Below are 21,702 nucleotides of genomic sequence, written 5' to 3'. Positions count from 1 at the left end.
AAGAAGGGAACGGAAAATGAAGAAGCTTCTTATCGCCGCATTCGCCACCGTACTGATGTCGGGTGCTGCACTCGCCGACACGACGCTGAAGCTCGTCGAGGTGATCACCAGCCCCGAGCGCACCGAAACCCTGAAATCGATCGTCTCCAAATTCGAGGCTGCCAACCCGGGCACGAAGGTCGAGGTCATCTCGTTGCCCTGGGGCGAGGCGTTCCAGAAATTCGCGACCATGGTGTCCGCCGGCGAAATCCCCGACGTCATGGAGATGCCGGACACCTGGCTGTCGCTCTATGCCAACAACGGTCTTCTCGAGAGCCTCGAACCCTATCTTGCCAAATGGGAGCACACCTCGGGCCTCACCGATCGCGCGCTCGAACTCGGCCGCGACGTGAACAACACCGCCCACATGCTGCCCTACGGCTTCTATCTCCGGGCGATGTTCTACAACAAGAAGCTGTTCCAGGAGGCTGGTGTCACCGAGCCGCCCAAGACGATGGACGAGTTCGTGGCGGCGTCGGAAAAAGTATCCAAGCTTCCAGGCAAATATGGCTACTGCCTGCGCGGCGGGCCGGGCGGCCTCAACGGCTGGATCATGTTCGGCGCAACCATGGCCGGGTCCAACAAGTTCTTCAATGAAGACGGCACCTCGACGATGAACAGCGAAGGCTGGGTCAAGGGACTGACCTGGGTCGTCGACCTGTACAAGAAGGGATTGGCACCGAAGGACAGCGTTAACTGGGGTTTTAACGAAATCGTCGCCGGATTCTACACCGGCACCTGCGCAATGCTTGATCAGGATCCAGACGCGCTGATCGCGATAGCCGAGCGGATGAAGCCGGAAGACTACGGCGTCACGACCATGCCGAAGGGGCCGTCCGGCAAGACGTTCCCGACCATCGGCTATGCCGGTTGGTCGATGATGGCGGCCAGCCAGAACAAGGACCTCTCCTGGAAGCTGATCGAAACGCTCGAAGGGCCCGAGGGCAATGTCGAGTGGAACAAGCGCACCGGTGCGCTGCCGGTCCACAAGTCGGCCGAAAAGGATCCCTTCTACGCAAGCGAGCAGTTCAAGGGCTGGTTCGCCGAACTCGAGGACAAGGATGCGGTGCCGACGGTCATGCCGACCTATCTCGAGGAGTTCGCCTTCTTCAAGGACTCAATGGTCATAAAGACCAGTCAACAGGCATTGCTCGGCGACATCACGCCCGAGGAAATGGCCAACCAGTGGGCCGACTATCTGACCAAGGCGCAGCAGAAGTACCTGGCCAAGAAATAAACGGCGGACCTAGAGCATCGGAGCCGCCCATCGCCGGGTGGCTCCGATAGGTCTCGTCCATGGTCGATTGGAAGGATGGCCAATTGGAACGAAAGCGTTAGCTGATGGTTTTTGACGCCACCGCCGGGTTCCCGGAATCGCGCCGCCGGTCGCTGGTCGACCGGATCACGCGCCACGCCGAGCCATATCTTTACACCGCCCCGGCGCTGATTCTGATCGTCACCATCATGCTGGCGCCGCTGGTGCTAGGCCTGTCCTACGCCTTCCGTGACGTGCACTTGCTCAATCCCTTCTCTGGCGGGTATGTCGGGCTCGATCATTTTCGCACCCTTTATGACGACGATAATTTTTATCGGGCGCTGCGCAACACGCTGTGGTGGACCGGCGCGTCCGTCCTCCTGCAGTTCGTGTTCGGCCTGGTCCTGGCGCTGTTGCTCGACCGGCCGTTTGCCGGCCGCGCCATAGCGCAGGCGCTGGTGTTCCTGCCCTGGGCGGTGCCGACCTTCCTCACCGGGCTCAATTGGGCGTGGCTGTTCAATCCCGTCATCGGACCGCTGCCGCATTGGCTTTATGCGCTCGGCCTGATGAGCGAGCCGGCCAACATCCTTTCCAATCCGCAGCTCGCCATGTGGGGACCGATCATCGCCAACGTCTGGTGGGGCATTCCCTTCTTCGCCATCACGCTGCTGGCCGCGCTTCAGGCTATCCCACGCGACCTCTACGAGGCGGCGGCGATCGACGGCGCCGGCGCGATCAGGCGGTTCACGTCGATCACGTTGCCATTCCTGGCGCCGACCATTGCGATCACCGTGCTGTTGCGCACTGTCTGGATCTCGAACTTCGCCGACCTGATCATCGTCATGACCAGCGGCGGGCCGGCCGACCGCACGCAGATCGTCGCGAGCTACATCTTCACGCAGGCCTTCAGAGCCCTTGATTTCGGCTACGCCTCGGCCATCGCGCTGGTGCTGCTCGTCCTGCTGCTCGCCTATTCGATGCTGATCGTCATGCTGCGGCAAGTCCTGATGGATCGGTCGTGATGGGTCGGGGGATGACCAGATGAACAGGTATTCGACCTTCGGCACCGCGCTGCACCGCCTGGCGATCCTCTGCTACGTGGTCTTTGCGCTGTTCCCGCTGTTCTGGCTGTTGAAAGTATCGGTGACGCCGAACGACCTGCTCTATTCGGAGGGCGTGCGGATGTGGCCGTCGCGGATGAGCTTTGAACATTTCCGTTTCGTGCTCGCCCACAGCGCATTCCCGGTCTTCTTCAGGAACAGCTTGATCGTTGCCGGCGCAACGGCCGTGATCGTGACGCTGCTCGCGTCCCTCTCCGGCTATGCGTTGTCGCGTTTCACCTTCCGTGGCAAATACTGGCTGGTCGCGCTGATGCTGCTCACCCAGATGTTTCCATTGGTGATGCTGGTCGCGCCGATCTTCAAGATGCTCTCGCCGCTCGGGCTGACCAACAGCCTGACCGGGCTGGTGGTCGTCTACACCGCCTTCAACATCCCCTTCGCGACGTTCCTGATGCAGTCGTTCTTCGACGGCATTCCCAAGGAACTGGAGGAGGCGGCCAAGATCGATGGCGCCACGCAGTTCATGGCGTTTCGCCAGATCATCCTGCCGCTGACGCTGCCCGGCATCGCCGCGACGCTGGGCTTTGTATTCACCGCCGCATGGAGCGAGCTGCTGTTCGCGCTGATGCTGATTTCGGGCAACAGCGCCGCCACGTTTCCGGTCGGTCTGCTCACCTTCGTGTCGAAATTTTCGGTCGATTTCGGGCAGATGATGGCGGCTGGCGTGCTGGCGCTGATCCCGGCCTGCCTCTTCTTCCTGTTCATCCAGCGCTATCTGGTCCAGGGCCTGACGGCCGGCGCGGTCAAGGGCTGAGTGAGGTTTCATGGCATCGATCGACATCCGCAACGTCCGCAAGAATTTCGGCATCGTCTCCGTGCTGCACGGCGTCGACTTGTCGATAAAGAACGGCGAGTTCGTGGTGCTGGTGGGGCCGTCGGGCTGCGGCAAGAGCACGCTGCTGCGCATGATCGCCGGGCTCGAGGAGGTGACCGAAGGTGAGATCCGGATCGACGGCATGCGCGTCAATGAGCGGGCGCCCAAGGACCGCGACATCGCCATGGTGTTCCAGTCCTACGCGCTCTATCCGCACATGAATGTCGCCGAGAACATGAGCTATGGCCTGCGCATCCGGAAGGCTGCCCGCGAGAAGATCACGGCCGCCGTCAGCAATGCAGCCAGGAAGCTTGAGCTGCAGCCGCTGCTTGCGCGGCGGCCGAAGGCACTGTCGGGCGGTCAGCGCCAGCGCGTCGCGATGGGCCGCGCGATCGTGCGACAGCCCAAGGCATTCTTGTTCGACGAGCCGCTGTCAAATCTCGATGCGCGCTTGCGTGAGCAGATGCGGGCAGAGATCAAGAAGCTGCACCGCGATCTCGGCGCGACCTCGATCTATGTCACCCACGACCAGATCGAGGCGATGACACTGGCCGACCGGATCGTCGCCATGCATGAGGGCGTGGTGCAGCAGGTCGGCAGCCCGCTGCAGCTTTACGACCGCCCTGCCAACCTGTTCGTGGCCGGCTTCATCGGATCGCCGGCCATGAATTTTCTGTCGGCGCGCTATGAGGTCGGCGCAGGCACGGCCGGCGCACGATTGCCCGATGGAACGCTGATTGCGCTTTCGTCAGCCTATCAACTCGAGCAAGGCGCGGCGGTGACGCTCGGCATCCGGCCGGAGCATGTCGAGATGTCGCCGGGCTCGGAGAGCAGCCTGAGGGCGACGGTCGACCTGATCGAGCCGACCGGCTTCGGCATCATCCTGCATCTCGGCCTGCATGGCCTGCCATTCAACGTCTTCACGTTGGACAGGGCGGCGCTGACGGCTGGCCCGACGGTGACGGTGGCTTTCCCGCCGCAACATCTGCATTTGTTCGACGAGACGGGAATGCGCGCATTGGAAACGAGCCTCCAGAAGGGGAAGGGCTGATCCTCCTCATCGGGCGCTCAGATCATTCGGATTCTCCCAAATCCGGTTCCCACCTTTGGGTCCGACGCTATTGTCTATCTTGGCACCGCCGAATTCGATACGACATTTGATCTCGGCCTCGACATGGCTCTGGTACGAGATGGGACGCGCCCGCGGCGGCGCTAATACTAATATCTGGGCAAGGTAGTCGAGCGCATGCGCTTTCTGTTTCTTCTGATCCTGCTCGCCGGCATCGGCATCGGCGTCGTCTATCCCTGGGCGATGACCAATTTCTCCGGCCATGAGATCGGGACCTGGCGGGTTTACGAACAGGGCCGGTTCATGCCGGCGACGGTGCCGCTGGCCGCTCGCGACGCGCCGGTGCGGGTGCTGGTCGACCTCACCGCGAGAACCGAACGCATCGTCTCGCAACAGCGCACCGTGCTGACGCTGACCGCCGCCACCGGCGGCAGGACGGTGCTCGCCTCGACGCTGCAATTCAACCATTCGGAAAATCCGCGCCAGGTCAGCCCGCAACTGCCGGACAAGATCTTTCGCGACGAAGCCGGCCTGATCGCGAAGGTCAGCCCCGGCCCGTACCTCTTCACCCTCGGCCCGGGCGACGCCGAAGGCATCGAGATGCGGGTGGTGGACCTCGTGCTGCGTTCCGGTGTCGGCGAGATCGATCGCCGGGCGCGGCCGGTCGGCTTCTCGCTGATAGCGGCCGGCCTGATCGGGCTGCTGTTGGCGTTGCGTTTCGGCGGCCGCCGGCCGCAAAATCCGAACTCGCAGCCGCCACCGCCCCGCTGGGGCAGGGGCTCGAACTAGACCGTGAATTACCGCCACGCCTATCACGCCGGAAACTTCGCCGATGTTGTCAAGCATGTCGTGCTGAGCCGGCTCGTCGAATATCTGAAGCAGAAGGACAAGGCGTTTCGCGTCATCGACACCCATGCCGGCATCGGCCGCTACGACCTGTCGTCGACTGAAGCGCAAAAGACCGGCGAATGGCAAGGCGGCATCGGCCGACTGGTCGATGCCGCGCTTGACGCGCCGGCGGCAGCACTTCTGGCGCCTTATCTGGAAGCCGTCAGTTCGCTCAATCCTGAAGGCGGCGTGAAAAAATATCCGGGCTCGCCGCTGATCGCGCGTCATCTCATGCGCAAGCAGGACCGGCTGTCGGCGATCGAGTTGCATCGCCAGGACGCCGCGAAGCTGAGGGCGCTATTCGCTGGCGATTTCCAGACCCGGGTGATCGAGCTCGACGGCTGGCTGGCACTCGGCGCGCATCTGCCGCCGAAGGAAAAGCGCGGCCTCGTGCTGGTCGATCCGCCCTTCGAGGAGGAGGGCGAGTTCGACCGCCTCGTCGACGGACTGCGGAAAGCCCACAAGCGCTGGCCCGGCGGCGTTTATGCGTTGTGGTATCCGGTCAAGGACCGCAAGGCGGTCGCCGCCTTCCGCAAGGCGCTGGTGCAGTCAGGTGTCCCTAGGCTGCTCGACATCGGCTTCGAGATCAGGCCGCCATCGGCCGAGCCCAGCCTTGACGGCAGTGGCATGGTGGTGGTCAACCCGCCGTTCACGCTGGAGCGCGAATTGCGCACGCTGCTGCCGGCCTTGCACAAATTGCTTGTCGTTGAAAAACCGGCGCACTGGACGCTGGAATGGCTGGCGGCGTAGGGCGGCAGAGGTATTCGCGCGCCTGCCCTGGTTTGAAGGCGATTTCAGACTAGGAAACCATTGTCGCTACAACCGCTTGACCGCGCGCAAGCGAATCCGCACAGTGCACGCAGTCGACCATAAGAGGCTGCCATGACTCGCTTCGCCAAATCCGCCCTTGCCGCACTGATCGCGCTTTGCACGCCGCTCGGCACGTCACTCGCTGTCACACAGGCAGCAAAGGCAGCCGACCTTGCCGTCTATACCGAAGAAGACAGCGGCGTTTGCGGTGAGGCCTGGGTGCTGAACAAGATCACCAGCCGCTTCTCCTACCAGGTGCACCACGTGCCGAATCTGCCCGACGTCGAGATTGTCGATTTCCAGGGCATCCACCAGCATCGCTATCTGCCAGCCAACGAAACCTGGCCGATCGGCCGCCGCTATTGCGGCGCCACCGTCAGCCTGTCCGACGGCCACGCCCGCACCATCTGGTATCTGATCGAGGAAGGGCAGGGCTTTGCCTCGATCGGCGATAATGTGGAATTCTGCGTCGCGGGCTTCGACCGCTGGATGGTCTACAACGGCCGTTGCCGCGTCCTGCGCTGAACGCGTTTGCCGGGCTGCTCCGCCTCATCGAGGATGGCGCGAAGGAAGGCGGCGTGACCGCGAAAGGCGCGCCGTCCGATTGACGTCGCCTTGACTCGCGTCTGCGGTCGACGTCCGACAAACAGCTTTTCGACATCGACATAGCCCGCCGTGGCAAGCGTATCGATATGCGCGCCGAGATTGCCGTCGGTCGCATTGACGATGGCCTTCAATCGGGTGAATTCCAGCGCTTCGCGCCGTTCCAGAGAATTCAGCGCCGCCATGATCCTGAGCCGCACGCTCTGGTGGATGATTTCGTCGGCAGCCATTATCGGGCCTGCTGTGGTGTCCGGCGTTCAGTCTCACTGATCTGGGACAGCGCCGCCCGATCTTGCGCGAATGACATGCGCTTCTCCGCATACTGCAGAATACTCTGCTGAATAGAGTAATCTGTCAACCTTAGCAAAAAATTGCCCCTCTCGAACGCAGGCAAGGTCCTGGCGCAGAGCGGGCCGCGTTCTGCTTTTGCAGCTTGTGTAGATCGTCCGGTTGACAAGACGATGAGATCGTTGAAGCAGCCGCATCATGGTGTTGCCGGTCGATGATCAACGAGCAAAACGCTTGCTAACCTTCAGCGCTTCGTAGCAAGATTGGTCCGGCAAAGCGCGCAGAATGTCTGTCGCAAACCGTCGGCAAAGATCGAAGAGCAGCAACGGCATTTTGCGAAATCGGCACGAGCGTGTGTCGCCTGTAACCAAAACTTAAACTGAAAAAATCATGCTGATGCTTCGCTGGCTAGACAAGCGCGAGTCAGATATGCATTACGCGCCGGGTCATTAACGGCCGTCGGCACAACTAAGGGGCATGATATGGCTAAACAGTCATCCAAAGCGCCGGCATCCAAGTCACCGGCAAAGAAGGCACCGGCAAAGAAAGCACCAGTAAAAGCGGTGGCGGCAAAGGCCGCAGCCGCTGTGAAGAAAGCAGCACCTGCTGCCAAGCCGAAGGCCGCGGCCAAGGCAAAAGCAGCGCCGGCCAAGAAGCCGACCGCGAAAGCCGCGGCAAAACCGGCAGTGACGAAAGCAGCACCAGCCAAGGCCAAAGCAGCACCTGCCAAGAAGCCGGCTGCAAAAGCCCCGGCGAAGCCGGCAACGAAGAAAGCAGCACCTGCCAAGACTGCGCCGATAAAGAAGGCTGCACCGGCCAAGAAGGCTGCGCCGGCAAAGAAAGCGGCTGCAGCGAAGTCTTCGGTAGCAGTGAAGAAAGCAGCGCCTGCGGCCAAGCCGAAGGCGAAGGCAGCGCCCGCGAAGGCGAAAGCCAAGAAGTAATCGCGTTTCTTCGCTCGCGGAGGACAGTGCTGAAGACGGTTGAGGGCGGGTGCCGGACAGGCGCCTCGCTCGCACAGTCGGTGCTCGGGCAATAATAGAGGCGGAGGGAAGACAGCTTTTCGCAGCTCCCAGGACTTCGCCGCGCGGCGAAGTCCGGTGGGGCATTTCTCTGTGCCCGCAGAGGAATTCTCGGTGCAAGACCGGCGGCCGCGTTCGGGTCTGTCTGACCTGTTCAGATTCTCTTGGACTGCAACTGCCGTGCCGCTCATTGCCTCAAGATCGCAGAGGAACGGTCGTTCGCCGTGGCGCCCGGTTTTTCCGCCTGTGGGCTGTTGATCATGCCGGGATGCCCGGCCAACAGTGTCGCGGAAATGGACCATCCGCAAATTCTAAGTGCTACAGCATTCTTTGCGCGTCCACGCGCTATGTACTCGGCAACCAGGAACCCGATCATGCCCAGACTGCTCTACGCCTCCACGTCCCCCTACAGTTCCAAGGTGCGCATGGCCGCGCTTTATGCCGGCATCGCCGTCGATCTCGTGCCGATAAAAACCGAAGACAAGCCGGCCGACCTGATCGGTGCCAATCCGCTCGGCAAGATTCCGGTGCTGGTGCTCGACGACGGCCGCTCGGTCCACGACAGCCGCGCCATTACCCAGCATCTCAACCGCATGTCGAAGAACGCGCTGTTCCCGCGCAATCCCGACAAGCGCCTCGAGGCAGAAGTGCTGGAGGCACTGGCCGACGGCATCTGCGACTGCGCGCTGTCGATGGTCTATGAGCGGCGCATGCGCCCCGAAGACATGGTCTACCAGCCGTGGCTCGACCGCCAGTGGGCGAAGATCACCAGCGCGCTCGATCTGCTCAACGCCAATCCGCCAAAGCTGCCAAAGAAGATTACCGCCGGTCAGTTGGCGCTGCGCGCTTGCCTTGGCTATCTCTCGCTGCGCTTTGGCGGAAAATGGGAAAAGGGCCGCAGCCGGCTGGTCCGCTGGGCAGCGCGCTTCGACGAGAAGTTTCCCGAGCTGAAACCCTGCATTCCGGCGTGAGCGGCAGCCAGAGAAGGGTCACAAAAAAGCCGGGCACGAGGCCCGGCTCTTTCGTGTCGTGGCTTTGGACGACTTTAGAACTTCATACCGACGCCGAAGGTGACGCGGTTGTCGGTCGACTTGACCTTGCCGATACCGTCGAAGTCCTTGTCGCCGAAGTCGGTGTAGCGATACTCGACGCGGCCGAACACATTGTCGGTGATCTTGATGTCGGTACCGACGCCGGCCGTCCAGCCCAGCATGGTGTTTTCGTCGCTGGCGCCAGCGGCTTCGATCTCCTGGTTCTTGAGCGCGCCGCCGGCGGTACCGTAGAGCAGGATTTCCGGGGTGACGGCGTAGCCGAGGCGGGCGCGCAGCGAGCCTTCGAAGCCGCCCTTGGCCTCGACGCCACCATCGTCGCCCTCGATGCCACTATAGCCGATATCGGCTTCAGCACCGTACACGAAGTTCTCCTGCTGCCACTGGTAGCCGCCGAAGACGCCGCCGACGAATCCATCGGTGTCGACGTCGACACCGATATCCTCGGCGTCGGCATGACCGCTGAAGCCGTAGCCGACGCTCACACCGGCATAGGGGCCGGCCCAGGAAGCGACCGGAAGTTCGGCGATCGGGGCGGGTGCCGGCGGCTCTTCCGAGATGACGTCAGCAGCATAGGCGGTTCCGCCGAGGGCGAAGAGCCCAAACGCCACCGCCAGCGGTCGCGCAAATTTAAGATTGGCTTGCATTGTTCTTTACTCCTTAAGCCACAGGCACAGGCTTGCTTTTCACAAGCGCCCTCAACCCGCCGGGGGGATAAACGGGTCTGGCGCTCAACGGTTCCGAATGTCGTGTCGAAATGCGGCTGAAGCGAACCTGAACTTGGGTCATTACCGGGCACGAATGAGGCTGAATTTTGACGTTGTATCTGCGCAACAGATAGTGTCAGGAGGCTTTGCCGTGCCGCGCTGAACACCGCTTGGAGCAAGGGGTCCGGAGCCCTATATTGCGATCTGACGGCCGAGTCCCGGCCACAGTCGAAAGACCGATCCGGCCGCTTTGCCACAATGCTGCCCAAGGTCCGAACGGCATTTAACGCTTGGCCGGCCATATTTCGCCGGCTGGCTGAAATCGAAGCCCATTGAGGATTGACAGGATGAGCAAGGCCGCTGGAACGGCGCTGGTGACGGGCGGGGGCAAGCGGATCGGCAAGGCGATCGTCGAGGATCTGGCAGCGAACGGTTTTGCTGTCGCCATCCATTGCAACCGCTCGCGGGCCGAGGCGGAAGCGTTGGCCGCGCGGATCAACGGCGGTCATTTTGGCCAGGATGGCCGCGCCGCTGTGGTCGCCGCCGACCTGACCGACATGGCCGCGGTCGGCGACCTGGTCGGCCACGCCGCAGCCGCGCTCGGGCCTGTTACACTGCTGGTCAACAATGCCTCGTTGTTCGCGGACGATACGGTTCAGGACGTCGACTGGCTTGCCTGGGACCGTCACTTCGCCATCCATGTGAAGGCGCCGGCACTTTTGGCGCAACAATTCGCCCGCGCGCTGCCGGAAGGCCAGGAAGGGCTGATCGTCAATATGATCGACCAGCGCGTCTGGCGCCCGACGCCACGCTATTTCTCCTATGCGCTGTCGAAATCGACATTGTGGACAGAGACGCAGATGATGGCGCAGGCGCTGGCACCCCGCATTCGCGTCAACGCCATCGGCCCCGGCCCGACGCTGAAGAGCGCGCGCCAGGACGACAGCGATTTTACCGCGCAGGTCGACGGCCTGATCCTGAAGCGCGGCCCGGAATTGCCTGAATTCGGCGCCACCATCCGCTATCTCTGGGGCGCGCGCTCGGTCACCGGCCAGATGATCGCGCTCGACGGCGGCCAGCACCTTGCATGGCAGACGCCGGATGTGACAGGCATTATCGAATGAGTCCCATGGACCAGAAACACAAACGAGGCGGCGCCGCCGACGACCTGCCCCCCGATGTCGACCTCGAGGACGAGGCGGCGGAGGAGATCGTCGAACCGTCAGCTCCTGGTTCGGGCGGCCCTGACGTCGCCTTCACGGCCATCGATTGGACGCCGCATGCCGGCGATGCCGACGGCATGGTCGGCGCCGAAGTCATCCAGACGCTGGTCAAACGGCTGCCCAACGCGCCCGGCGTCTACCGCATGATGAATGCCGCAGGCGACGTGCTCTATGTCGGCAAGGCGCGCAGCCTGAAGAAGCGGGTGACCAATTACGCGCAAGGCCGTTTCCACACCAGCCGCATCGGCCGCATGGTGCGCGAGACGGCGACGATGGAGTTCGTCGTCACCCGCACCGAGATCGAAGCGCTGCTGCTAGAAGCCAACCTTATCAAGCGCTTGCGGCCGCGATTCAACGTGCTGATGCGGGACGACAAGTCGTTCCCCTACATCCTGTTGACCGGCGATCATGTCTCGCCCGGCATCTACAAGCATCGCGGCGCGCGCTCGCGCAAAGGCGACTATTTCGGTCCCTTCGCCTCGGCCGGCGCCGTCGGCCGTACCATCAATTCGCTGCAGCGCGCCTTCCTGCTCAGGAGTTGCACCAACTCCTTCTACGAGAACCGCACCCGGCCGTGCCTGCTGTTCCAGATCAAGCGCTGCGCCGGCCCGTGCACCGGCGAAATCTCGCATAGTGACTATGCCAAGCTGGTCGCCGAGGCGAAGGACTTTTTGTCCGGCCGCAGCCAGAAGGTGAAGACCGATATCTCCGCCGCCATGCAGCAGGCCGCGGAAAACCTCGATTTCGAGCGCGCCGCCATCTATCGCGACCGGCTGGCGGCGCTGTCGCATGTGCAGAGCCATCAGGGCATCAACCCGCAGACCGTCGACGAGGCCGACGTCTTCGCCATCCATCAGGAAGGCGGCCAGGTCTGCATCCAGGTGTTCTTCTTCCGCACCGGCCAGAACTGGGGCAACCGCGCCTATTTCCCCAAGGCCGATCCGGCGCTGGAGGCGGCCGAGGTGCTGGGCTCGTTCCTGGCGCAATTCTATGACGACAAGCCGACGCCGCGCACCATCCTTTTGTCGCATGGCGTCGAGGACCAGGAATTGCTGGCGGAGGCTCTCTCCACCCGCGCGGGCCGCAAGGTGGCGATCTCGGTGCCGCAGCGCGGCGAGAAGAAGGATTTGACCGACAACGCACTGCAGAATGCCCGCGAGGCGCTCGGCCGCCGGCTGGCCGAGACCTCGACGCAAGGGCGGCTGCTCACCGGCTTCGCCGAGACTTTTGGCCTGAAAAAACCGCCGGTGCGCATTGAGGTCTACGACAACTCGCACATCATGGGCACCAATGCCGTCGGCGCCATGGTCGTCGCCGGGCCGGAAGGCTTCGTGAAGAACCAGTACCGGAAATTCAACATCCGCTCGACAGAGATCACGCCGGGAGACGATTTCGGCATGATGCGCGAGGTGATGGAGCGGCGTTTTTCCCGGCTGCTGAAGGAGCATGGCGATGTGCCGCAGAGCGAACAGCCGGCGGACGACGCGACCTTGGCCGAACAGGGTGACGATATCGAGGACACCGGCGGTTTCCCGGCCTGGCCCGACGTCATTCTCATCGACGGCGGCCAGGGCCAGATGACGGCGGTGCGAAAAATCCTCGTAGATCTCGGCATCGAGGACCGTGTCCAGGCCATCGGCATCGCCAAGGGCCAGGACCGTGACGCCGGCCGCGAACGCTTCTTCGTGAGGGGCAGGCCACCGTTTTCGCTCCCGGTGCGCGACCCGGTGCTCTATTTCGTCCAGCGGCTGCGCGACGAGGTCCACCGCTTCGCCATCGGCTCGCACCGCGCCCGCCGCAAGAAGGAGATGGTCAAGAGCCCGCTCGACGAGATCAGCGGCATCGGCCCGGGCCGCAAGCGCGCGCTGCTCATGCATTTCGGCACCGCCAAGGCGGTCAGCCGCGCCGCGATCGAGGATCTGGTCAAGGTCGATGGCATTTCCGAGCAGGTCGCCAAGCTGGTCTACAACCATTTTCACGAGAGCTGATGATTCGGCTATTTTCGGCTGGTCCATCGACTATCATCTGTTGACCCCCCACATTCGCTTCTGATTTGAGTAGGCAGGCAGAAAGAGTTCCCAAAAATATGGCCCAGCGCGCATTCAACCTGCCCAACATGCTCACCTACGTCCGCATTCTCGCGGTGCCGCTGGTTGTGCTGTGTTTTTTTCTCGAAGGGCATCTGAAGTCGAGCGACTTCGCCCGCTGGTCGGCGTTGATCATTTTTCTGCTGGCCTCGATCACCGATTATTTCGACGGCTATCTGGCGCGCGCCTGGCAGCAGACCTCGAATATCGGCAAGATGCTCGATCCGATCGCCGACAAGTTGCTGGTCGCCACGTGCCTGCTGCTGCTGGCGGCCGACACCGATAGGCATGCCGGCATCGCCGGCTGGTCGCTGTGGGCAGCGATCATCATCCTGTGCCGCGAGATCCTGGTCTCGGGCCTGCGCGAATATCTGGCGGCGCTGAAGGTCTCGGTACCGGTGACGCAGCTGGCAAAGTGGAAGACCACCATCCAGATGGTCGCCATCGCCTTCCTGCTCGCGGGACCTGCCGGCGACAAGATCTTCCCGCTGACCACCCAGACCGGGCTGGTGCTGTTGTGGATCGCCGCGCTGGTGACGCTTTACACCGGCTATGACTACTTCCGCGCCGGCCTCAAGCACATCATGGACGAGTAGGATGTCGACGAGGCTCATCTATTTCGCCTGGGTGCGCGAGCGGATCGGCAAGCCGCAAGAGGACGTCGAATTGCCCGCCGGCATCGAGACGGTGGCCGACCTGCTGCGCTGGCTGAAATCGCGCGGCGAGGAGTACGAGCACGCGCTGCAATATCCTGACGTGATCCGCGTCGCCATCAACCAGGAACATGTCGAGCACCGCGAGAAGATATCAGGCGCGCGCGAGATCGCGCTGTTCCCGCCGATGACGGGTGGCTGAAATGCCCGGCCCGGTGGTGCCGACGGTGCGCATCCAGGCGGAGGATTTCGATGTCGCCGCCGAGATCGCCAGGATGACGCAAGGCCGCGCCGACATCGGCGCCGTGGTGACTTTCTCAGGTCTCTGCCGCGACGAGGCAGGCAGGCTGGCGGCGCTCGAACTCGAACATTATCCCGGCATGGCCGAGGCCGAGATCGGCCGCATCGCCGCCGAGGCGGTTCAGCGCTGGCCGCTGCAGGGGCTCACCGCCATCCATCGCCACGGCAGGATCGCGCCCGGTGAGAACATCGTGCTGGTGGTCGCTGCCTCCGCGCACCGGCAGGCGGCGTTCGAGGCGGCGAACTTCCTGATGGATTATCTCAAATCGCGCGCGCCGTTCTGGAAAAAGGAACACCATACCGACGGCTCGCAAGGCGGCTGGGTCGACGCCAAGGAGGCCGACGACGAGGCGGCAAGCCGCTGGAAGCAGGCCGTGCCGAAACGAAATTGATGCTTCGCGTCATCGCCGCAGGGGTGGGAATCCCATCAACCCCCGATCAGCCGTTGTCAGTGCCGATCCAGTGATCGAGCGCAATCCGGCCGGGTCCCCACGCCATGATGCCGAGCGCCATAGCCGCCCAGGTGATGTGCAGCGGCCAGCCGTCGGGCACGGTGAGCTGTATGACCAGCGTCATCACGAGCAGGCCGAATGCCGCCAGTCGTGTCGCCAGGCCGAGAACGAGAAGAATTGGCAACAGGATTTCCGCCAACCCTGAGGCGAACGCCACCAGCCCAGGTGCCGGGAAGTCGTAAGGGCCGCCGGGCAGATGCAGCTTGAGCTCCGAGGTGAAAAGCAGCACGGCGACATCGTTCAACTGCAAAAAACCGTCCCATTTGTTGACGCCGGACCGCCAGAACGGGACGGCGAGCGCGCAGCGCAGGACAAGCTGCGTCAGCGACGGTGTGGCACTCGTGCGCAGGGCGGCATTCACCCTCTCGGCGAGGGCGGCGATCCCTCGCTGCCCGGTGCTGACGTTCCGCTCATGGTTCGTCATGCTCACCCTCTCTGGTGTGCCGCGGTGAAGGCGCCTGCTTGCAGCAGGCCGGCAATGTTCGCGGCAAGGTCGAATTCGGCATGCTTCGCAAATGCTGCCGCGGCCGCTGCGCCGAGCGACTCGCCTGCCATGAGACGATCCAGAAAAACCGCGCCGCCGGGCGGCAGGCGGCGAACAACGACTTCGAGCCCGGGCCGCGTGACCAGCGCATCTTCAGGGCCGCCCGCGTCGATTCGCCCGACAGGACCGTCGCTCCGGTTTGCCGCGAAGATCGTCACGACCGGATAGCGCGAGCGTATGGCGCGCGTTGCCGGGTGCGGCACGAACACGGTATCGCCCAGTCGTTCGGGCGGGATCGACGCCAGTGCTCGGGAAGCCATCGGTTCCGCGTCGGCGGCATGATAGGCGTCGAGCCAGGCCCGTTCCATGCGCGCCACGTCGGCCAGCCACGGCATCGACTGCGCGTATTCGTAGCGCTCGATGAAATCGGGAAAGTCGCGGCCGTATTCGAACAGGAGCGGCGAGGTGGGTGGCGTTTCGCGGACATGAAAGCGCGCCATCGCGCGAAAGAAGTCCGGGCCGGTGATGCGCAGCGTCGCTGGAAAGCTGGCGGCCAGCGCATCGATCAGGCTGACCGTGACGTTGTTGCGGTAGACGGCATAGCGCTTGACCGCAGCCTTGCCGTTCGGCCCCGAGACAACGTCAGGCGGGGCTCGGTCAGGATCGAGCAAACCGGCGGTGAATGCCGCGGCATAGTCGAACCGGCGGCCGAGGTCGCCCGACTGGAGCTCATCCTGCGGCATGGGCTTTTCCGAACGTGTGATCGCTCTCAGCATGACGGTCGAGGATCGCTTGGGCGGCGGCGGCTTCCGCCTTGAGCACCGGCCAGTCGGGAATGGCGCTGTCCCATTCGATCAGCGTCGGCAGCGGTCCGCATCGGCCGATGAAGACATCGAAAAGCTTCCAGACTGCGTCGGCGACCGGGCCGTCATGGCTGTCGATGAGCAGCAGGTCGCCCTCGTCATCCTCCTGCTCGGCGTGGCCGGCCAGATGGATTTCGCCGACATGCTGAAGCGGGAAATCCGCAAGGTAGGAAAGGGCTGAATAGCCGTGATTGGTGGCTGAAACAAAGACGTTGTTGACGTCGAGCAGCAAGCCGCAACCGGTACGCCGCACCAGCTCTCGGATGAAATCCGTCTCGCTCATCGTCGATTCCGGGAAAAGGACGTAGGTCGAGGGGTTCTCGAGCAGTATCGGGCGGCCGATCGTCCCCTGCACCTCATCGATGTGATCCGCCACTCGCGAAACCGTTGCATGCGTATAGGGTAGGGGAAGCAGGTCGTTGTAATAGGTTGTGTCGTGGGTCGACCAGGCGAGATGCTCGGAAACGAGCGCCGGTTCATAGCGGTCGACGAGTGCCTTGAAACGACCGAGATGCGCTTTGTCGAGCGGCCGCGGTCCGCCGATCGACATGCATACCCCGTGCAGCGAAACGGGATAGTCGCTGCGGATGTTGGTCAGCGCATCGTGCGGCGGGCCGCCGGCGCCCATGTAGTTTTCGGCGTGGACCTCGAAGAAACCGTCCTTACTGCCGCCGGCAATGATTGCCTGCAAATGTTCGTGCTTGAAACTGGTGCCGGCAAGGCCGGCGACCGGGTGCGCCGGAAAGCGCGAGGTTTTCGACATGGGGGATGCTGGGTAAGTGGCCAGTCCGTTCATCTTCGTCTCCGCTTTCCGGGCAGGTTGCATTGCTTACGACGGGATGTCGCGGGTCAGCTCCGTGGGCGAGCCCTTGCGGTCGCCGGGCAGGTCCATCGTCGTACAGGTGCCGCCGTCGACAAACTTCCAGGCGTTGCCCTGGTAATCGACAGTCGAGGTGCCTTGGCATGTGGTTCCCGCACCTGCCTTGCAGTCGTTCTGCCCCTTCATGGCGACGCCAAAGCACTTCTCCTTGCCGGCATCCATCGCCGCCTTGACCTGTGCCTCGGTCAGCGGCGCGGCCGTCGCAAAAGAAGCAAGAGCCGTGGCAACGGCGCTGGCCAGAAGGGCCGCACTCACGGTTGATCTTGTTGACATGATTTCACCTCCGGTTGGGTTGTTGAGCGCGCCGTTCCTCAAGCGCGCATTGGTCAGTTCGGTCCGGAAGTTCCCTGTGTTACATTTTTTTGGAACACGACTTCGTGATCGCCTGGGGACCTGGCGTGAGCAATATTTCGCCTGTCACGCCAAGGGGGCTGACCACAGGGCAACGAGCCGCCGGAAGGCACCGCCGTGTGAACAGCCCGTGTGAGGCGCCACGGAACCACCGCAATCCTGCGAGACCTTTGCGACCAGTTTGCTGCGCTATGGGAGCAGGATCATGCTGGGCAGGATCGCCGAGTTCTTCATCTTCGGTCTCGTGCCGCTGGTCGTTGGTATACTGGTGGTGCCTGGGTTGTCCGACGCTGCCGAGAAGACCCTGAAGGGCGAGGTGACGTATCGCGAGCGCATTGCGCTGCCGCCCAACGCCGTGCTTTCCGTGCAGCTTGCCGATGTCTCGCTGGCCGATGCGAAGGCCGCTGTCATTGGCGAGCGCAAGGTGGCGCCGGCCGGCCAGGTGCCGATCAAGTTCGAGATCAGCTTCGACCCGTCGGTGATCCGGCCTGATATGACCTATGTGCTGCAGGCGCGCATCACCGTCGACGACAGGCTGTTGTTCATCTCCGATGAGCGCCACCAGGTCGATCCGCTGAGCGACGCGCCGCAGACCATCATGCTGAAGATGGTGACGTCGAGCGAGGAGCCGGCAGCGGCCCCGGTGTTCGGGCAGAGCTGGCTGATCGAGTATATCGACGGCATTGGTGTGATCGCCGAGCCGCAGGCGACGTTCAGGATCGACGAGGCCGGCAAGGCCGGCGGCAGCGGCCCTTGCAACGTCTACTTCGCCACCGCCAAAGTCGATGGTTCGACGATCGCCGTCAGTGACATCGGTTCGACGTTCAAGGCCTGCGCGTCCGAGATTATGGCCGAGGAAAAGGCGCTGTTCGAGGCGCTGGCCAAGGCGGCATCGTATCACGTCGACGCCGGCAAGCTCATCATCGTCGACAAAGACGACCGCGTCATCCTGCGCTTCAACGCCGCGAGCTGATAACCGGTTTCGGTTTTTGCATCATGCGCAGTTGGCGGGTGTCGGCGCCCGGCGTCCGGTGCAGGATCGCCGCAAAAAAAGGCCAGCATTGCGCCGGCCTTCTTGCATGTGACGTGGTGATGGACTTATCGGCTCAGCCGACGATCTCGGTGTCCGAGAACCAGTATTTGATCTCCTGCGCGGCCGTCTCCGGCGCGTCGGAGCCGTGCACGGAATTCTCGCCGATCGACAGCGCGTGTACCTTGCGGATGGTGCCTTCGGCGGCATTAGCCGGGTTGGTGGCGCCCATCACGTCGCGGTTTTTGGCAATGGCGTTCTCGCCTTCCAGCACCTGCACGACGGTCGGGCCCGACGACATGGACTCGACCAGCTCGCCGAAGAACGGGCGCTCCTTGTGGACGGCATAAAAACCTTCCGCCTCGCGGCGGCTCATCCACACCCTGCGGGAAGCGATGACGCGCAGGCCGGCTTCTTCGAGCATCTGGGTGATGGCGCCGGTGAGATTGCGCCGGGTTGCATCCGGCTTGATCATGGAAAAGGTGCGTTCGAGCGCCATGGGGTCGTCCTTGTGATGGAGAGTGGAATTCAGGGTGGCGGGCTCTATACAAGCCGCCCGCCGGCTTGCCAAGGGGCTGGCACTAATGCATGTCGCGCAAAAGTGCGCAGCGGTTTTGCGATAACGACATGCATAAAAACAAGAACTTAAGCGCGTCGCCGACGCGCTTTAGCCGCCGCATAGCGTGTCGCCGTCAGCCAAAACCAATGTTGTCATAACTGCATCTCGATCGTCAGGTTGGCCGTGTCGCCAGCCCGAAGGCCTTCGCGGACCCGCACCGCCGTCTTGATCGGCAACAGCAGGCTGCCGGATTTCTTGTCGGGAAACAGCGATGTCCGCCATCTGGTCTGGCCGATGACGGCTTCCACGCCAAGCGAGCCCCAGGGCCGTGCCATCCCCGCCATTGCCGTCTTGATCCGTGCCCCAAGCTCCGGCGGCAGCGTCACGAAATGCCAGCCGCCCTTGCCTGGATAGACCCAGATCTCGGCCTGCACGTCGTAGCGAAACATTTTGTGCCCTTCCTCAGATCAAGGCCGTCACGGCTGGCTTTGCCATAGTGCCTTGTTGGCAACGCCGGCGATTGGCGAAAACATCCATGATATCATTCTTCCCTGCATGGAGGAGCCATTCTTCCCCTGCAAGAGAGGATGCCATCGTCGCCGTTGCGCTACTCTTCGCATCAGCATGTTTGCTAAGGTCAGCAAACATCGGCTTGAATTCCTCGCGGTGGATATGGCGTAAGGAGCGCCGCTATCGATTGACCAGGATTCCTGCTGCCTTTGCCGCTGCTTCGAATGCCGCCCGCGCCTCGTCGCGTGTCGCCTCGCCGTGGAGCGCCTTAATCAGCATTTCAGCGGCGCGCTCGCATGCGCTTCGCCCCCAGACAATGCCGACCAAAAGTTTGCGTCGTCAGAAGCCATATCAGGACATCCTTGCTTTTGGCGGCACCGGCTCAAGCCGCGCGCTCGCGCCGACGCGCAGGGTGATCACCCAATCCATGCCGCTTCCGGCGCTGTTGGCGAACGCCTCGGCGGCGTCCGCATTCTGCGAAGCCGCGAAATCGATCACGTCGGCCATGAAACGCAGCGCTTCGGCGAGCGTTGACGGCAGCCTCGTCCGTCGCCGTCATGGTGGCCGGTCCGGAGCACCGGCGGCATCTGGAAGGACACGAACGGGGTTGGTGGGGTCTTGGCCTCGGTTCTCATGCCCCCGCGTCCTTCCCGCGAACGCTGCGCAGCGGCGTGGTGGCAAGCTCGCCGTCATCCTCCACGCCATGTGGAAGACGAACGAGCCGTTCCGCTACACCACTGCTGCAGCCTGATGAGGAGCTTTCGATCCCCTAACCCCAATTCCCGAGATGCGTCCTTGCCGGGACGCTGCGCGGATGAGGTCGCTCCCACGCGTGCGGTGCTACGGAACCGCGAACACCACTTCGACCCACTCGTTCCAACGCAAACATGCGGCGATCCTTGCGATCCACGGAGAGAACCCTGAGCCCGGCAGGGGCTGCATCAACGATGAGAAAGGAGCTCATTGACAGAGGCGATTAGAGAACTTCACGGGACGCGACCCTTGCGGACATGGCATCCTCCCGTTTTTAGGTTCCATGGCTTGCCTGTCAACGTCAACACAGTGCTCCTGGGTTCGGCAGACGTCAAATGAAAGACGCACAACGAGATCATCCGGGCGACCCGCGGCAGCGCCAAACTTTCGCGTTCGCGAACGGCAACCAAAGCTGATGGCCGATCAGCTGGAAAGCCAAAGACGTTACCCTTTGCCGCCTGGTCCGTGAGGGATGGTTTCTCGGGTGGAGGTCAGGATCGTATGGCCGGTGATGGGGTTCTCCGTCACCCGCTCCTTCAAGCTATGTGCTGGCGAAATCAAGCTCGCGCTGAACGCCGGCCGGTCGCTAGCCGGTCGGTAAGGTAGCCCTTCCACGACAATTATCGAGCCATGCTGAAGCGGAGCCACTCGTTCGCCTCTGCCCAAAGCACGGGAACTCGGCAAGCGGAATTAGACTCCAAACGGAAATCGCTTGCTGTAAGGTGCGATTGCTCAAGTGTTGTCATGTGCCGGTTGTCCTGCCATGAACGGTCCCGATCCCGTTAGACCCGTTCTCGACCCCATCGACCGTCTGTCGGAGGTAATTTTCGGACTATTGATGGCGCTTTCCTTCACAGGCACCATGAGCGTCGCGGTTGGCGAAGGCGACAAGGTGGGGGCCGTGCTGATGGCTGCCCTGGGCTGCAACCTCGCTTGGGGAATTGTCGACGGCGTCATGTTTGCCTTGACGACAGCTGTGGAGCGGGTGAAGCGCCTAAATTTCTTTGAGGCCATCCGCGTGATGCCCCTGGCAGAGGCGCGGCGCGTCTTCCTCTCCGAGTTGCCGAAGGACGTCCGCCTGGTCACATCCGAGGCCGACGCCGAAAGTATCGTCACGCGCATCAGATCTCTTCCAGCATCCGACAATCGGCGCATTGTGAACATTCGGGATGTCAGAGCTGCAGTTTCAATCTGCTTGCTGGTCATCCTATCGACGCTTCCGCCCAGCATGCCCTTCCTGTTCATCGACGATCTGCCGACGGCGATGCGCGCGTCGAACGCGGTAGCCGTCGCCATGCTGTTTTTGATCGGCGCACGGCTCGGCAAATATATGGGCAGAAGCCCTTGGCCGATGGCTCTGGCCATGGCGGCAATCGGTAGCGTCTTGGTAGTTACGACTATAGCGCTTGGAGGGTGAACTGCCGGGCGTGTGCATTGAGTCCACCCTACTAGCCGATTTGGCTCGCGGCGCTGCCGCCTAGCTTAAAAGCAGCAACGCTTGCCGGCTTCATCGCGTTTCCCCAGGCGGTTCTTGATCATCACCGTCGCCTATCCACGTGTTGAAGAGCGTATAGGCAACCGCCAGAACGAACCGTCGGGCCTATGAAAATGCCCAGTATGCCAAACGCTACCAGGCCGCCGATGACCCCGGCCAGGATAAGCAGCATAGGCAAGTTGGCGCCTCTGCGGATGAGAACAGGGCGAATAAATTGATCCATCGTCGCGGCGACGATGGTAAAGGCCAGCAACACCGTCGCCCAAAGCGTATCACCCGAATAATACATCCAGATCACTGCCGGAGCCATTACCAGGACCGGACCGAGCTGGATCAGACA

Annotated in this window: 28 protein-coding genes; 15 read left to right on the top strand and 13 right to left on the bottom strand. The window is 62.6% G+C overall.

What is annotated here, in order from left to right; all coding sequences use genetic code 11:
- Positions 1-16 precede the first annotated feature (16 nt).
- The 7 genes from BQ8482_RS23325 (at position 17) to BQ8482_RS23295 (ending at position 6,521) form a co-directional block, all read left to right on the top strand.
- Positions 17-1,276, top strand: a complete 1,260-nt coding sequence (locus tag BQ8482_RS23325; RefSeq protein ID WP_123149750.1) for an ABC transporter substrate-binding protein — start codon at positions 17-19, stop codon at positions 1,274-1,276.
- Positions 1,277-1,380: 104 nt separating this feature from the next.
- Entirely contained in the window at positions 1,381-2,316 is a 936-nt protein-coding gene (locus BQ8482_RS23320; protein ID WP_123149749.1) for a carbohydrate ABC transporter permease, read from the top strand.
- Between the two features lie 19 nt (positions 2,317-2,335).
- Entirely contained in the window at positions 2,336-3,169 is an 834-nt protein-coding gene (locus tag BQ8482_RS23315) for a carbohydrate ABC transporter permease (protein ID WP_123149748.1), read from the top strand.
- 10 nt (positions 3,170-3,179) lie between these two features.
- The gene (locus tag BQ8482_RS23310; protein ID WP_123149747.1) at positions 3,180-4,280 is read left to right on the top strand and encodes an ABC transporter ATP-binding protein; all 1,101 of its coding nucleotides are present in this window, start codon (positions 3,180-3,182) and stop codon (positions 4,278-4,280) included.
- A 195-nt stretch (positions 4,281-4,475) separates the two neighbouring features.
- Positions 4,476-5,087 carry a hypothetical protein gene (locus BQ8482_RS23305; protein ID WP_123149746.1) on the top strand — a complete coding sequence of 204 codons (612 nt, stop codon included), beginning with the start codon at positions 4,476-4,478 and terminating at the stop codon, positions 5,085-5,087.
- Between the two features lie 3 nt (positions 5,088-5,090).
- The gene (locus BQ8482_RS23300; RefSeq protein WP_123149745.1) at positions 5,091-5,936 is read left to right on the top strand and encodes a 23S rRNA (adenine(2030)-N(6))-methyltransferase RlmJ; all 846 of its coding nucleotides are present in this window, start codon (positions 5,091-5,093) and stop codon (positions 5,934-5,936) included.
- Positions 5,937-6,068: 132 nt separating this feature from the next.
- The gene (locus tag BQ8482_RS23295; protein ID WP_123149744.1) at positions 6,069-6,521 is read left to right on the top strand and encodes a hypothetical protein; all 453 of its coding nucleotides are present in this window, start codon (positions 6,069-6,071) and stop codon (positions 6,519-6,521) included.
- Here BQ8482_RS23295 and BQ8482_RS23290 read toward each other — a convergent pair.
- On the bottom strand, positions 6,491-6,829 hold the full coding sequence (locus BQ8482_RS23290) for a transcriptional regulator (protein WP_123149743.1): 339 nt from the start codon (positions 6,827-6,829) through the stop codon (positions 6,491-6,493). The genes BQ8482_RS23295 and BQ8482_RS23290 overlap by 31 nt on opposite strands.
- Positions 6,830-7,275: 446 nt before the next feature.
- Positions 7,276-7,821 carry a hypothetical protein gene (locus BQ8482_RS38720; protein ID WP_208867822.1) on the bottom strand — a complete coding sequence of 182 codons (546 nt, stop codon included), beginning with the start codon at positions 7,819-7,821 and terminating at the stop codon, positions 7,276-7,278.
- 459 nt (positions 7,822-8,280) lie between these two features.
- Here BQ8482_RS38720 and BQ8482_RS23280 point away from each other — a divergent pair, with 459 nt between their 5' ends.
- Positions 8,281-8,877: a glutathione S-transferase family protein gene (locus tag BQ8482_RS23280; RefSeq protein ID WP_123149886.1), complete on the top strand. Its 597-nt coding sequence runs from the start codon at positions 8,281-8,283 to the stop codon at positions 8,875-8,877.
- A gap of 74 nt (positions 8,878-8,951) precedes the next feature.
- Here the strand turns inward: BQ8482_RS23280 and BQ8482_RS23275 are convergent, their stop codons facing one another.
- A complete protein-coding gene (locus BQ8482_RS23275) occupies positions 8,952-9,602 on the bottom strand; it encodes an outer membrane protein (protein WP_095496609.1) in 651 nt (216 codons plus the stop codon).
- 407 nt (positions 9,603-10,009) lie between these two features.
- Here BQ8482_RS23275 and BQ8482_RS23270 point away from each other — a divergent pair, with 407 nt between their 5' ends.
- The 5 genes from BQ8482_RS23270 (at position 10,010) to BQ8482_RS23250 (ending at position 14,317) form a co-directional block, all read left to right on the top strand.
- Positions 10,010-10,786 carry an SDR family oxidoreductase gene (locus BQ8482_RS23270; protein ID WP_123149741.1) on the top strand — a complete coding sequence of 259 codons (777 nt, stop codon included), beginning with the start codon at positions 10,010-10,012 and terminating at the stop codon, positions 10,784-10,786.
- Positions 10,783-12,873 (top strand): excinuclease ABC subunit UvrC, encoded by a 2,091-nt coding sequence (gene uvrC, locus BQ8482_RS23265; protein ID WP_123149740.1) that lies wholly within the window; start codon positions 10,783-10,785, stop codon positions 12,871-12,873. Before BQ8482_RS23270 ends, uvrC begins: the two co-directional genes overlap by 4 nt.
- A gap of 98 nt (positions 12,874-12,971) precedes the next feature.
- Complete coding sequence (pgsA, locus tag BQ8482_RS23260) at positions 12,972-13,568, top strand: CDP-diacylglycerol--glycerol-3-phosphate 3-phosphatidyltransferase (protein ID WP_065008950.1); 597 nt, start codon at positions 12,972-12,974, stop codon at positions 13,566-13,568.
- A 1-nt stretch (position 13,569) separates the two neighbouring features.
- Positions 13,570-13,827 (top strand): molybdopterin converting factor subunit 1, encoded by a 258-nt coding sequence (gene moaD, locus BQ8482_RS23255; protein WP_023800670.1) that lies wholly within the window; start codon positions 13,570-13,572, stop codon positions 13,825-13,827.
- 1 nt (position 13,828) lies between these two features.
- A complete protein-coding gene (locus BQ8482_RS23250; RefSeq protein ID WP_123149739.1) occupies positions 13,829-14,317 on the top strand; it encodes a molybdenum cofactor biosynthesis protein MoaE in 489 nt (162 codons plus the stop codon).
- Between the two features lie 46 nt (positions 14,318-14,363).
- Here the strand turns inward: BQ8482_RS23250 and BQ8482_RS23245 are convergent, their stop codons facing one another.
- Genes BQ8482_RS23245 through BQ8482_RS23230 form a run of 4 tightly spaced genes read right to left on the bottom strand, consistent with a single transcriptional unit; the run spans position 14,364 to position 16,937 of the window.
- Positions 14,364-14,861, bottom strand: a complete 498-nt coding sequence (locus tag BQ8482_RS23245) for a DoxX family protein (protein WP_123149738.1) — start codon at positions 14,859-14,861, stop codon at positions 14,364-14,366.
- A 2-nt stretch (positions 14,862-14,863) separates the two neighbouring features.
- The gene (locus tag BQ8482_RS23240; protein WP_123149737.1) at positions 14,864-15,664 is read right to left on the bottom strand and encodes an HvfC/BufC N-terminal domain-containing protein; all 801 of its coding nucleotides are present in this window, start codon (positions 15,662-15,664) and stop codon (positions 14,864-14,866) included.
- The gene (bufB, locus tag BQ8482_RS23235) at positions 15,651-16,580 is read right to left on the bottom strand and encodes an MNIO family bufferin maturase (protein WP_123149736.1); all 930 of its coding nucleotides are present in this window, start codon (positions 16,578-16,580) and stop codon (positions 15,651-15,653) included. Before bufB ends, BQ8482_RS23240 begins: the two co-directional genes overlap by 14 nt.
- Before the next feature lie 33 nt (positions 16,581-16,613).
- The gene (locus tag BQ8482_RS23230; protein ID WP_123149885.1) at positions 16,614-16,937 is read right to left on the bottom strand and encodes a BufA1 family periplasmic bufferin-type metallophore; all 324 of its coding nucleotides are present in this window, start codon (positions 16,935-16,937) and stop codon (positions 16,614-16,616) included.
- A gap of 283 nt (positions 16,938-17,220) precedes the next feature.
- Between BQ8482_RS23230 and BQ8482_RS23225 the strand changes: the two genes are divergently transcribed.
- A complete protein-coding gene (locus BQ8482_RS23225; RefSeq protein ID WP_123149735.1) occupies positions 17,221-17,988 on the top strand; it encodes a YbaY family lipoprotein in 768 nt (255 codons plus the stop codon).
- A 133-nt stretch (positions 17,989-18,121) separates the two neighbouring features.
- On the opposite strand, the gene ndk is transcribed toward BQ8482_RS23225, so the two are convergent.
- From ndk to BQ8482_RS38270, 5 genes are all read right to left on the bottom strand, one after another.
- Positions 18,122-18,544: a nucleoside-diphosphate kinase gene (gene ndk / locus BQ8482_RS23220; protein ID WP_095496596.1), complete on the bottom strand. Its 423-nt coding sequence runs from the start codon at positions 18,542-18,544 to the stop codon at positions 18,122-18,124.
- A gap of 212 nt (positions 18,545-18,756) precedes the next feature.
- Positions 18,757-19,053, bottom strand: coding sequence for a DUF1905 domain-containing protein (locus BQ8482_RS23215; protein WP_095496595.1), 297 nt, complete (start codon positions 19,051-19,053; stop codon positions 18,757-18,759).
- A gap of 13 nt (positions 19,054-19,066) precedes the next feature.
- Entirely contained in the window at positions 19,067-19,252 is a 186-nt protein-coding gene (locus BQ8482_RS23210) for a hypothetical protein (RefSeq protein ID WP_123149734.1), read from the bottom strand.
- Positions 19,253-19,294: 42 nt separating this feature from the next.
- Positions 19,295-19,441 (bottom strand): DUF982 domain-containing protein, encoded by a 147-nt coding sequence (locus tag BQ8482_RS40675; RefSeq protein WP_425294125.1) that lies wholly within the window; start codon positions 19,439-19,441, stop codon positions 19,295-19,297.
- Positions 19,442-19,465: 24 nt separating this feature from the next.
- Positions 19,466-19,621, bottom strand: a complete 156-nt coding sequence (locus BQ8482_RS38270) for a hypothetical protein (RefSeq protein WP_165848679.1) — start codon at positions 19,619-19,621, stop codon at positions 19,466-19,468.
- A 1,009-nt stretch (positions 19,622-20,630) separates the two neighbouring features.
- Here BQ8482_RS38270 and BQ8482_RS23200 point away from each other — a divergent pair.
- Positions 20,631-21,284 carry a VIT1/CCC1 transporter family protein gene (locus tag BQ8482_RS23200; protein WP_123149732.1) on the top strand — a complete coding sequence of 218 codons (654 nt, stop codon included), beginning with the start codon at positions 20,631-20,633 and terminating at the stop codon, positions 21,282-21,284.
- 121 nt (positions 21,285-21,405) lie between these two features.
- On the opposite strand, the gene BQ8482_RS23195 is transcribed toward BQ8482_RS23200, so the two are convergent.
- A partial coding sequence (locus tag BQ8482_RS23195; protein ID WP_208867820.1) for an AI-2E family transporter occupies positions 21,406-21,702 on the bottom strand: 297 nt, incomplete at its 5' end.

The sequence above is a fragment of the Mesorhizobium delmotii genome (assembly GCF_900149755.1).
GTDB lineage: Bacteria > Pseudomonadota > Alphaproteobacteria > Rhizobiales > Rhizobiaceae > Mesorhizobium > Mesorhizobium delmotii.
This window is presented reverse-complemented; position numbering and strand designations above follow the sequence as displayed.

Coding starts and splice junctions, on each gene's coding strand:
- BQ8482_RS23325 (WP_123149750.1), top strand. CDS start 17: ATGAAGAAGCTTCTTATCGCCGCATTCGCCACCGTACTGATGTCGGGT.
- BQ8482_RS23320 (WP_123149749.1), top strand. CDS start 1,381: ATGGTTTTTGACGCCACCGCCGGGTTCCCGGAATCGCGCCGCCGGTCG.
- BQ8482_RS23315 (WP_123149748.1), top strand. CDS start 2,336: ATGAACAGGTATTCGACCTTCGGCACCGCGCTGCACCGCCTGGCGATC.
- BQ8482_RS23310 (WP_123149747.1), top strand. CDS start 3,180: ATGGCATCGATCGACATCCGCAACGTCCGCAAGAATTTCGGCATCGTC.
- BQ8482_RS23305 (WP_123149746.1), top strand. CDS start 4,476: ATGCGCTTTCTGTTTCTTCTGATCCTGCTCGCCGGCATCGGCATCGGC.
- BQ8482_RS23295 (WP_123149744.1), top strand. CDS start 6,069: ATGACTCGCTTCGCCAAATCCGCCCTTGCCGCACTGATCGCGCTTTGC.
- BQ8482_RS23290 (WP_123149743.1), bottom strand. CDS start 6,829: ATGGCTGCCGACGAAATCATCCACCAGAGCGTGCGGCTCAGGATCATG.
- BQ8482_RS23280 (WP_123149886.1), top strand. CDS start 8,281: ATGCCCAGACTGCTCTACGCCTCCACGTCCCCCTACAGTTCCAAGGTG.
- BQ8482_RS23275 (WP_095496609.1), bottom strand. CDS start 9,602: ATGCAAGCCAATCTTAAATTTGCGCGACCGCTGGCGGTGGCGTTTGGG.
- BQ8482_RS23270 (WP_123149741.1), top strand. CDS start 10,010: ATGAGCAAGGCCGCTGGAACGGCGCTGGTGACGGGCGGGGGCAAGCGG.
- uvrC (WP_123149740.1), top strand. CDS start 10,783: ATGAGTCCCATGGACCAGAAACACAAACGAGGCGGCGCCGCCGACGAC.
- pgsA (WP_065008950.1), top strand. CDS start 12,972: ATGGCCCAGCGCGCATTCAACCTGCCCAACATGCTCACCTACGTCCGC.
- moaD (WP_023800670.1), top strand. CDS start 13,570: ATGTCGACGAGGCTCATCTATTTCGCCTGGGTGCGCGAGCGGATCGGC.
- BQ8482_RS23250 (WP_123149739.1), top strand. CDS start 13,829: ATGCCCGGCCCGGTGGTGCCGACGGTGCGCATCCAGGCGGAGGATTTC.
- BQ8482_RS23245 (WP_123149738.1), bottom strand. CDS start 14,861: ATGACGAACCATGAGCGGAACGTCAGCACCGGGCAGCGAGGGATCGCC.
- BQ8482_RS23240 (WP_123149737.1), bottom strand. CDS start 15,664: ATGCCGCAGGATGAGCTCCAGTCGGGCGACCTCGGCCGCCGGTTCGAC.
- bufB (WP_123149736.1), bottom strand. CDS start 16,580: ATGAACGGACTGGCCACTTACCCAGCATCCCCCATGTCGAAAACCTCG.
- BQ8482_RS23230 (WP_123149885.1), bottom strand. CDS start 16,937: ATGTCAACAAGATCAACCGTGAGTGCGGCCCTTCTGGCCAGCGCCGTT.
- BQ8482_RS23225 (WP_123149735.1), top strand. CDS start 17,221: ATGCTGGGCAGGATCGCCGAGTTCTTCATCTTCGGTCTCGTGCCGCTG.
- ndk (WP_095496596.1), bottom strand. CDS start 18,544: ATGGCGCTCGAACGCACCTTTTCCATGATCAAGCCGGATGCAACCCGG.
- BQ8482_RS23215 (WP_095496595.1), bottom strand. CDS start 19,053: ATGTTTCGCTACGACGTGCAGGCCGAGATCTGGGTCTATCCAGGCAAG.
- BQ8482_RS23210 (WP_123149734.1), bottom strand. CDS start 19,252: ATGTTTGCTGACCTTAGCAAACATGCTGATGCGAAGAGTAGCGCAACG.
- BQ8482_RS38270 (WP_165848679.1), bottom strand. CDS start 19,621: ATGGCCGACGTGATCGATTTCGCGGCTTCGCAGAATGCGGACGCCGCC.
- BQ8482_RS23200 (WP_123149732.1), top strand. CDS start 20,631: ATGAACGGTCCCGATCCCGTTAGACCCGTTCTCGACCCCATCGACCGT.